Origin of the sequence: Streptomyces sp. NPDC044571 (assembly GCF_040647115.1) — a bacterium.
Lineage (GTDB): Bacteria > Actinomycetota > Actinomycetes > Streptomycetales > Streptomycetaceae > Streptomyces.
This window is the reverse complement of sequence record NZ_JBEZBN010000058.1, coordinates 1-9272: the sequence shown is the minus strand read 5'-3', so window position 1 is coordinate 9272 and position 9272 is coordinate 1. Positions and strand designations below refer to the sequence as shown.

The 9272-nt window shown below is 71.3% G+C and carries 6 protein-coding genes, 1 tRNA gene and 1 pseudogene; 5 read left to right on the top strand and 3 right to left on the bottom strand.

The features are described from left to right. The first annotated feature begins 321 nt into the window (after positions 1–321). From rplU to galE, 5 genes are all read left to right on the top strand, one after another. Positions 322–642: a 50S ribosomal protein L21 gene (gene rplU, locus AB0B01_RS25625; RefSeq protein WP_045947825.1), complete on the top strand. Its 321-nt coding sequence runs from the start codon at positions 322–324 to the stop codon at positions 640–642. A 13-nt stretch (positions 643–655) separates the two neighbouring features. Then, on the top strand, positions 656–910 hold the full coding sequence (rpmA, locus tag AB0B01_RS25620; protein ID WP_008738950.1) for a 50S ribosomal protein L27: 255 nt from the start codon (positions 656–658) through the stop codon (positions 908–910). A gap of 164 nt (positions 911–1074) precedes the next feature. Beyond that, positions 1075–2520, top strand: a complete 1446-nt coding sequence (gene obgE / locus AB0B01_RS25615; RefSeq protein WP_361723506.1) for a GTPase ObgE — start codon at positions 1075–1077, stop codon at positions 2518–2520. Between the two features lie 77 nt (positions 2521–2597). Then, complete coding sequence (locus AB0B01_RS25610) at positions 2598–4217, top strand: glycosyltransferase family 2 protein (protein ID WP_361723503.1); 1620 nt, start codon at positions 2598–2600, stop codon at positions 4215–4217. A gap of 52 nt (positions 4218–4269) precedes the next feature. Then, positions 4270–5271, top strand: coding sequence for a UDP-glucose 4-epimerase GalE (gene galE, locus AB0B01_RS25605; RefSeq protein WP_361723501.1), 1002 nt, complete (start codon positions 4270–4272; stop codon positions 5269–5271). Between the two features lie 70 nt (positions 5272–5341). Here galE and AB0B01_RS25600 read toward each other — a convergent pair whose 3' ends face one another. The 3 genes and pseudogenes from AB0B01_RS25600 to AB0B01_RS25590 all read right to left on the bottom strand — a co-directional run bounded on the left by AB0B01_RS25600 (position 5342) and on the right by AB0B01_RS25590 (position 9266). After that, entirely contained in the window at positions 5342–6535 is a 1194-nt protein-coding gene (locus tag AB0B01_RS25600) for a glycosyltransferase (protein WP_361723498.1), read from the bottom strand. Continuing rightward, positions 6532–9177: pseudogene (locus tag AB0B01_RS25595) on the bottom strand (CDP-glycerol:glycerophosphate glycerophosphotransferase); the annotation flags it as partial. The pseudogene AB0B01_RS25595 and the gene AB0B01_RS25600, both read right to left, overlap by 4 nt. A gap of 16 nt (positions 9178–9193) precedes the next feature. After that, positions 9194–9266 (bottom strand) — tRNA-Asn (locus tag AB0B01_RS25590). Between the last annotated feature and the right edge of the window lie 6 nt (positions 9267–9272).

Genomic DNA, 9272 nt, shown 5'->3' with positions numbered 1-9272 from the left:
GGCCCGCGCGCGCCGCCCGCGCGGCCGGGGCGGCGGCGGCCGCCGCCGCGGCCGCGGGGCGCGCGCCGGCCGCCCCCCCCCCACGGCCGTGCGGGGCCCCGGGGGCCCGGTTTGACCCTCCGGAAGCAGCCCCGTAACCTAGACCGTCGGCATGTCCTAGATGGTTACGTCTAGTGCGCGTCGCGCTCCTGAGCACCTTCCTCCTGCTGAGCACCGCATGCGGGAGAGGCCGCTCGTCCAATCCGGAACAGTGCGGGCCCCCGGGCCCTGCCTGAGCGGCTGGCTTCAGGAGCATCCGTCCCGAGTGAGAGAGAGATCCGCGTGTACGCCATCGTGCGCAGCGGTGGTCGCCAGCACAAGGTTGCTGTTGGTGACATCGTTGAGGTTGACAAGATTTCCACTGCCAAGGTTGGCGACACGGTCGAGCTCTCGACCCTGCTCGTTGTCGACGGCGACGCCGTGACCTCCGACCCGTGGGTCCTGGCCGGCATCAAGGTCCAGGCCGAGGTCGTGGACCACCACAAGGGCGCCAAGATCGACATCCTGCGCTACAAGAACAAGACCGGCTACCGCCGTCGCCAGGGTCACCGTCAGCAGTACACGGCGATCAAGGTCACCGGTATCCCCACGGCTGCGAAGTAAGAGGGACTGAGACATGGCACACAAGAAGGGCGCATCGTCCACCCGGAACGGGCGCGACTCCAATGCCCAGCGGCTCGGCGTGAAGCGCTTCGGCGGTCAGGTCGTCTCCGCCGGCGAGATCCTCGTCCGCCAGCGCGGCACCCACTTCCACCCGGGCGCGGGCGTCGGCCGCGGCGGCGACGACACGCTGTTCGCGCTGCAGGCCGGTGCCGTGCAGTTCGGCACGCACCGTGGCCGCAAGGTCGTGAACATCGTTCCGGCCGCCTGATCTTCCGATCTGGGCGTTCGTAACTTTTCGAGGGCGGATCTCGTCTCTTTCCGGCGCAAGTCGGGAAGAGAGGTCCGCCCTCGGCGCGTTTGCACGTACACACGTTCAATGAGGGCAGCAAGGTCTGCCCCGGGACATTCCCGTATGTATCTGGAGGAACAACCATGACCACCTTCGTGGACCGCGTCGAGCTGCATGTCGCCGCGGGTAACGGAGGCCACGGCTGCGCCTCCGTACACCGGGAGAAGTTCAAGCCGCTCGGCGGCCCCGACGGCGGCAACGGCGGTCGTGGCGGTGACGTGATCCTGGTGGTGGAGCAGTCCGTGACCACCCTGCTGGACTACCACCACAGCCCGCACCGCAAGGCCACCAACGGCAAGCCCGGCGAGGGCGGCAACCGCTCCGGCAAGGACGGCCAGGACCTGGTCCTGCCCGTGCCGGACGGCACCGTCGTCCTCGACAAGCAGGGCAACGTCCTCGCCGACCTCGTCGGCCAGGGCACCACCTACGTCGCCGCCGAGGGCGGCCGCGGCGGCCTCGGCAACGCGGCGCTGGCCTCCGCACGCCGCAAGGCACCCGGTTTCGCGCTCCTCGGCGTCCCCGGCACCGCCGGCGACATCGTCCTGGAGCTCAAGACCGTCGCCGACGTGGCCCTCGTGGGCTTCCCGAGCGCCGGCAAGTCCTCGCTGATCTCGGTGCTCTCCGCTGCGAAGCCGAAGATCGCGGACTACCCCTTCACCACCCTGGTCCCCAACCTCGGTGTCGTGACCGCCGGTTCGACCGTCTACACGATCGCCGACGTCCCCGGCCTGATCCCGGGCGCCAGCCAGGGCAAGGGCCTCGGCCTGGAGTTCCTGCGCCACGTCGAGCGCTGCTCGGTGCTGGTGCACGTCCTGGACACCGCCACCCTGGAGTCCGACCGCGACCCCGTCTCCGACCTCGACGTCATCGAGGAGGAGCTCAAGCAGTACGGCGGTGGCCTGGAGAACCGTCCGCGCCTGGTCGTCCTCAACAAGGTGGACATCCCGGACGGGCAGGAGCTCGCCGACATGATCCGCCCCGACCTTGAGGCGCGCGGCTACAAGGTCTTCGAGGTCTCCGCGGTCGCCCGCACGGGCCTGAAGGAGCTCTCCTACTTCCTCGCGGAGGTCGTCGCCAAGGCGCGCGCCCGCAAGCCCAAGCAGGAGGCGACCCGGATCGTCATCCGCCCGAAGGCCGTGGACGACGCCGGCTTCACCGTGACCTACGACGAGGTCGAGGACGTCTACCAGGTGCGCGGCGAGAAGCCGGAGCGCTGGGTGCGCCAGACCGACTTCAACAACGACGAGGCCGTGGGCTACCTGGCCGACCGCCTCAACCGCCTCGGCGTCGAGGACGCGCTGATGAAGGCCGGTGCCCGTGCGGGCGACGGCGTCGCCATCGGCACCGACGAGAACGCCGTGGTCTTCGACTGGGAGCCGACCATGATGGCCGGCGCCGAGATGCTGGGCCGCCGCGGTGAGGACCACCGCATGGAGGCCCCGCGTCCGGCCACCCAGCGCCGCAAGGAGCGCGAAGCGCGCCGCGGGGACGCGGCGCAGCAGGAGTACGACGAATTCCGGCCCTTCTGACCTGGGATTCTGTCGTTCTTGCGGTGCGGGAGACGGTGTTGAAGTGATGTTTACCCCGGTCGCCTAGGATCCACCGGGTGAGCAGCACCATTCCTCCCAGCGTTTCCGTCGTGGTGATCGCGTACAACGACGCCGTGCTCGTGGGCGAGGCCGTCGCCTCGGCCCTCGCCCAGGGCCCGGCCGTCGCCGAGGTGATCGCCGTCAACGACGCCTCGGCCGACGGCACCGCGCGGGTGCTGGACGAGCTGGCGGCCGTCCATCCCCGCCTCAAGGTCGTGCACCGCGCGGAGAACAGCGGCGGCTGCGGCACCCCGCGCAACGACGGGATCGCAGCCGCGACCTCCCCGTACGTCCTCTTCCTCGACAGCGACGACGTCCTGCCGCCGGGGGCGGTCGACGCCCTGCTGCGCGCCGCCGAGGAGCACCGCGCGCCGGTCACGGTCGGCGCGTGCGTGCGCCGTGAGCTGCCGCAGTACCACGACGTGCCGTGGGTGCCGGGGCTCTACACCCCGGGGGACGTGATCGAGCGGCCCGCGGACCGGCCCGAGCTGGTCCGCGACACCCTCTGCGTCAACAAGCTGTACGACCGGTCCTTCCTGGAAAAGCATGCGATCCGCTTTCCCGACGGCCGGTTCGTCTACGAGGACTTCGTCTTCACCGCGCGCGTCCTCGCCGCCGCCCCGCGCATCGCCGTCATCGGCGACCTCGTCTACGTGTGGCACGTGCGCCGCAGCGCCGCCCAGGTGTCGATCTCCCTGGACCGCAAGGACGTGGGCAACTGGCGCTCCCGCATCGAGGCCCACCGCGCCGCCGCCCGGATCATCGCCGAGTCCTCCCCGGAGCTGGGCCGCGCCTGCCAGGTGAAGTTCCTGGAGTACGACCTGCGCATGTACCTGCGCGAGCTCGGCGGCGACCCCGGCTACCAGGCCGCCTGGTGGACCCTGACCCGCGATTACCTGGCCGGTTTCGACGAGGCCGTCATCGAGGCCGCCGGCGCGCACGCCCGCTGGATCGTCCGGGTGCTGCTGGCCACGGAGGCCCCGCCCGCCGACGTCGAGCGGCTGACCCGCTTCGCCGCCGAGCCGCCCCGCCTGCTGCCCCCGTACGCGACCGGCCCCGACGGCGGGCCCGTGTGGAGCGAGGAGCTCCCCGTCGCCCTGGACCGGCTCGCCGAGCTGGCGGTGGACGAACTGCCCGTCACCATCGACGCCGAGCCGGCCGGTGCGGCCGCGCTGCGGGTCCGGGTACGCGATCTGTACGGGCGCCTCGCCGCGGCCGGTCCGCACACCGCCCGCCTGAACTTCGTCCCCCGGTCGGGTGGTGAACCCGTGCTCGGCCGGCCCGTGGAGCTGCGACCCGCCGCGGACGGCGACGGGTGGACCGCCGAACTGCCGTTCCACCTCACCGCCGTGGCCGCGGCCGGACGGCGCCAGGGCCGCCGCGGGATGCAGGCCTGGGGCGTGCAGATCGGGGTGGAGTGCCGCGACGGGAGCTCCCTGACCACCTCCCCGCGCCCCCTGCCGGGCCTGCTCCACCGCCGGGCCCTGCCCAGCAGCAGGTACGGTGTTCTGCTGGCGCAGCCGTTCCGTACGGGCGGGGGATCCCTGGCCCTGCGGCTCGCGCCGGGTGCCGCGGGCGCGCTGAGCCTCGTGCGCAGCCGCCTTCACCGGGCCAAGGCCGGCCGCGGGGCGCAGTAGGAAAGCCGGTGATCGCCACGATCGCCGAGGATCAAGACACTCGGGAGTACGCATGACCTTTCTGATCACCGGTGGCGCCGGCTACATCGGCTCGCACGTCGTCCGCGCGATGCTGCTCGCGGGGGAGAAGGTCGTCGTCCTCGACGACCTGTCCACGGGCAACGAGGACCGCGTCCCGGAGGGCGTCCCGCTGGTGATCGGCTCGGTCCTGGACCGGCTGGTCCTGGACGAGGCGATGGCCGAGCACAAGATCACCGGCGTGGTGCACCTGGCGGGCAAGAAGCAGGTCGGCGAGTCCGTCGAGAAGCCGCTGTACTACTACCACGAGAACGTGGAGGGCCTTCAGGTCCTGCTGGGCGCGGTGGCGGCCGCGGGCGTGCGCAACTTCCTGTTCTCCTCCTCCGCCTCGGTGTACGGCATGCCCGACGTGGACCTGGTCACCGAGGAGACCCCCTGCGCGCCGCTGAGCCCGTACGGCGAGACCAAGCTGGCCGGTGAGTGGCTGGTCCGCGCGGCCGGCAAGGCGCACGGCATCTCCACCGCCTGCCTGCGCTACTTCAACGTGGCGGGCGCCGCCACCCCCGAGCTCGCGGACACCGGGGTCTACAACCTGGTCCCGATGGTCTTCGAGCGCTTCGACAAGGGCGAGGGCGCCCGGATCTTCGGCGACGACTACCCCACCCCCGACGGCACCTGCATCCGCGACTACATCCACGTCGAGGACCTCGCCGAGGCCCACGTGGTGGCGGCCCGCAAGCTCGTCGAGTGGGGGGCGACCGGCGACTACCGCGACCTCACCGTCAACATCGGCCGCGGCGAGGGCGTCTCCGTACGGGAGATGGCCCAGCTGCTGAACGAGGGCACCGGGCACACCCACGAGCCGGTGGTCGTCCCGCGCCGCCCCGGCGACCCGGCGAAGGTCGTGGCCTCGGCCGACAAGATCGCCGCCGAGCTGGGCTGGAAGGCCAAGCACGACGTGCGCGAGATGATCACCTCGGCCTGGGCGGGCTGGGAGGCCAACCGCACGGGCGCCCTGCACCACGCGGAGCGCTAGGCCTTCCGTACGAAGCCGCCCGCCCCGGTCGTGTCCGGGGCGGGCGGCTTCGTACGCGCGGTGCGGGGGCTCAGCGCTCCAGGAACGCGAACAGCTCTTCCCACCGGTCGGTGATCTCGGCACTGGAATACCGCTGCACCGCCCGGAAGGCGTTGTCGCCGAGCCGGTCGCGCAGCGCACGGTCGGCCATCAGGGTGCGCAGGTGCCCGGCCAGCTCCATCGTGTTGCCGAGCCGCGCCAGCAGCCCGTCCTCGCCGTCGCGCACGATCTCCCGTACGCCGGGCGCGCAGTCGAACGCGGCCGCGGGGACGCCCGCCGCCATCGCCTCCAGCAGCGTGATCGGGAAGCCTTCGGCGCGGGAGGCCTGCGCGAAGACCGAGGCCCCGCGCAGCGCGCCCAGCACGTCGTCCGTGCTGCCCATCCACTCCACGGAGTCGTCCAGCCCGAGCGCGGTGCAGTGCGCCCGCAGCGCCTGCTCCTCGACGCCCGCCCCGTAGATCCGCAGGACCCAGTCGGGGTGGTGCGGGGCGACGTCCGCCCACGCGTCGAGCAGCAGGTCCACGCCCTTCTCGAAGGCGAGGCGGCCGACGCTCGCGACGACCTTCCCGGTGCGGGGCGCAGGGGAGTCCGGCATGAACGGCAGCGGGTTCGGCATGCTGGCCACGTTCTCCATGCCCGCCCGGATCCACAGGTCCGCGTCCTCAGGGGTCAGCACCAGCAGCCGGTCGACCTCGGAGTAGAAGCGGCGCACCCGCTCACCGCGGGTGGACTTCCGGCTGGCCTCGAAGGACTCGTGGCTCATGCCGATGACGCTGAGCCCCTTGGTGTCGGCCAGCGCCACCCACTCCATCGCCCACACCTGCGTGACGATGACCACTCCGCCCGGGCGGGCCTGGCGCAGCAGCTCGCTCAGCTGCTCCGCCTTGGCCCGCATCAGCGCCCGCCGGGCCGACTGGCGGCGCCGCTCGGGGGCGTTCAACCGGCCCTTGATGCCGCGCAGGCGGCGCGCCTTCGGCGGGTGGCTGTCGTACAGGGTGGTCATCTCGTACGGCAGGTACGCCGGCAGCTTCTGCCGGATCTCCTCGGCGACGGGCGCGATGCCGACGATGTGCACCCGGTGCCCGCGGTCGGTGAACAGCCGGGCCATCTGGTGGGACCAGGTGGTCACGCCGCCGAGCTCGTCGACGCTGTTGGAGACGATGAAGATGTCGCGGCCGCCGGGGTGTTCGGTGGCCGCTGCGGACGTGGCGGTCTGCTGGCTCACTTGCCGCTCCCGGTGAAGAACTTCTCGACGATCTGGCGGGCGGCGTCCCCGCGGTCGTACTCGCCGAACTCGGCGAGGAAACGCTGGCGGGCCTCCGCGTACTTGGCGTCCGCCTCCTCGAAGGCGGCGATGGCCTGGAGGAGTTCGTCCGCCGTGGCCACCACGGGCCCCGGGGCCTTCTCCTTCAGGTCGAAGTACGTGCCGCGGATGTCGTTCGCGTACTCCTCGTAGTCGTACGCGAAGAACAGCATCGGCCGGTCCAGGACCGCGTAGTCGAACATCACGGAGGAGTAGTCGGTGATCAGCCCGTCGGCGAGCGCCAGCAGCGGGGTGATGTCGTGGTGGCGGGAGACGTCGACGACCCGGCCCGCGACCGACGGGGGCAGCGAGACGCTGTTGAGGTAGTGGGTGCGCACCAGCAGCGTGAAGCGGTCGCCGAGCCGGTCCGCGAACTCCTCCACGTCGAAGGGGAAGGTGAAGCCCTCCACCGCGCCGTCGGCGCCGGCCCGGAACGTCGGCGCGTAGAGCAGCACCTTCTTCTCCGGGTCGATGCCCAACTCGGCGGCGAGCGGCCCGCGCACCCGCTCCCCGCTCTGCGTCTCGGCGCGGTGCGCCTCGACCAGGGCGTCGTTGCGCGGGTAGCCCGTGCGCAGCAGCACCTCGTCGCGCAGCCGGAAGCCCTTCGCGAGGGTGCGGGCGTCGTGCTCCGAGCGGATCAGGAAGTGGTCGAAGCGGTCGACGGCCGCCTGGAAGCGGTCCTGGCCGGCCTTGCCCTGCGCCTTGGTGCGGGGCTCGTGGAAGCCCATCCGCTTGAGCGCGGAGCCGTGCCAGGTCTGGATGTAGGTGGTGCCGGGGCGCTTGGTGAGGGCCAGCGGGAAGCCCTGGTTGTCGACCCAGAACTCGGCCTGCGCCAGCGCCCGCAGGTACGCCCAGCTCCAGCGCTTGACCAGGGTGGCTTCCTTGGGGAAGCCGGTGGGCTTGGCCCCGGCGTAGGACCAGACCGCCTCGAAGGGGACGCCCTGGCGGACCATCTCCTCGTAGATCGCCTTCGGGCTGTCGCTGTACTGCTTGCCCATGTGGCTCTCGAAGACGACCGTGCCCTTCTTGACGGGCAGCTTCGAGAAGACCTCGTGGTAGACCTTCACCTTCTGCTCGCCGGAGCCGAGGTTGCGGCGGGCCCGCAGGGCCCTGCGCAGGCTCCGCTTGACCAGGCCCGCGGTCCGCCCGTGCATGGCGCTGCCGATCAGCGTCTGGGTGCGCACGGCGGCGGCGCTCTCGGCGGTCAGGACGTAGGAGAGGTTGCCCTTCTTGGTGACCTCGGGCTCGAAGCGGTCGGAGACCAGCCGGGTCAGCCGCGGGCGCACGCGCAGCCGGGCCGCCGACTCCAGGTCCACCCCGCCGACCGAGACGCGGGTGGTCAGGCGGTCGTCGCCGGCCGTCAGCTTCAGGCGGACGTCCCAGACGGCGTCGATGATGCCGAGGGGGCGGACGGTGCTGCCGATGTCCGCGGTGGCGGTCCACTCGATCGTGTCACCGGCGTGGCGCACGGTTGCCACCGGGAAGCTGAATGAGCGGACGCCGATCTGCCGGCGGGCCCGGAACTCCAGCGAGGCCGTGAGTTCCGTTTCCGGGGCGATCCGGCCCAGCGGGTTCACGACCGCGCCGGACAGGGTGACGGTGCCGCGCCCGTCGTCCTCGTAGGAGGTCAGGCGGTTGCCGAGGCACAGGGAGGTGAGCGGGGCGGTGTGGAAGCCCTGCTCGGTCACGTCCAGTATCCGGCGGGCCTCGGGGTCGGCCGGGTCGTCGATGTGCTGCGCACACCAGTAGATCCGCCCGTCGCGCTCGGCGAGCGGCGAGGAGAGCCGGCCCTTGTTGGTCATCGCGTCGGCGGCCGGGAGCAGGTTGTCCCAGTCCTCCTTGCCCAGCAGGTAGGCGCAGATCGCCTGGAGGTACGTGACGTTCTCGTACGCGGCGGGGTCGATGCCGGCCAGGTAGCCGTTGGCGAGGCGGGCGAACTCCTGGCGGTAGGCGTCGCTCAGCAGGGGCAGGTCGCGCAGGTGCAGCACCAGGTCGTGCTTGAGGAACTTGGCGTCCTTCGCGGTCCGGATCCCAGTGTGGCCCTTGGCGGCCAGCAGCTCGTCGACGCGGCGGTGGATCTCCATCCGGTGGGCGAAGTTGGCGATCTCGTGGCGGCGGTTGCTGATCGACTTCGCCGCGGCCTTCTCCACCACGTTCCAGTAGTAGACGTGGTTCGGGATCAGGGTGATGCGGCGGGCGGCCACGTACGCCTGGGCGGAGAACAGCAGGTCCTCGTAGTGGATGCCGACCGGGAACTCCAGGCCCTGCTCCAGCAGGAACGCGCGCCGGTAGCACTTGTTCGTGGAGAGGGTGTCGTAGACCAGCAGGTCGGGGTCCTCGGTGATCGACTCCAGCGTGCGCGTGCGGGAGTAGATCCACGGGTACCACTCGGTGGTCTTGCCCCACCGGTTGTCGAGGTGCACGCGCACGCACATGCCGGAGACCAGGTCGGAACCGGTCCGCTCGGCAGCCGCCAGCATGTTGCGGCAGGCGTTCCGTTCCAGCACGTCGTCGCTGTCCAGGAACATGACGTACGTGCCGGTCGCCTGCTGGATGCCGTGGTTGCTACAGGGGACTGCGCTCCCCCGACTGGACTCGAACCAGTAACCTGCCGGTTAACAGCCGGCTGCTCTGCCAATTGAGCTACAGGGGATTGCTG

What these genes read in the sequence shown, in the direction of transcription:
- rpmA (WP_008738950.1), top strand. Translation starts at nt 656, where the DNA reads ATGGCACACAAGAAGGGCGCATCGTCCACCCGGAACGGGCGCGACTCC.
- obgE (WP_361723506.1), top strand. Translation starts at nt 1,075, where the DNA reads ATGACCACCTTCGTGGACCGCGTCGAGCTGCATGTCGCCGCGGGTAAC.
- galE (WP_361723501.1), top strand. Translation starts at nt 4,270, where the DNA reads ATGACCTTTCTGATCACCGGTGGCGCCGGCTACATCGGCTCGCACGTC.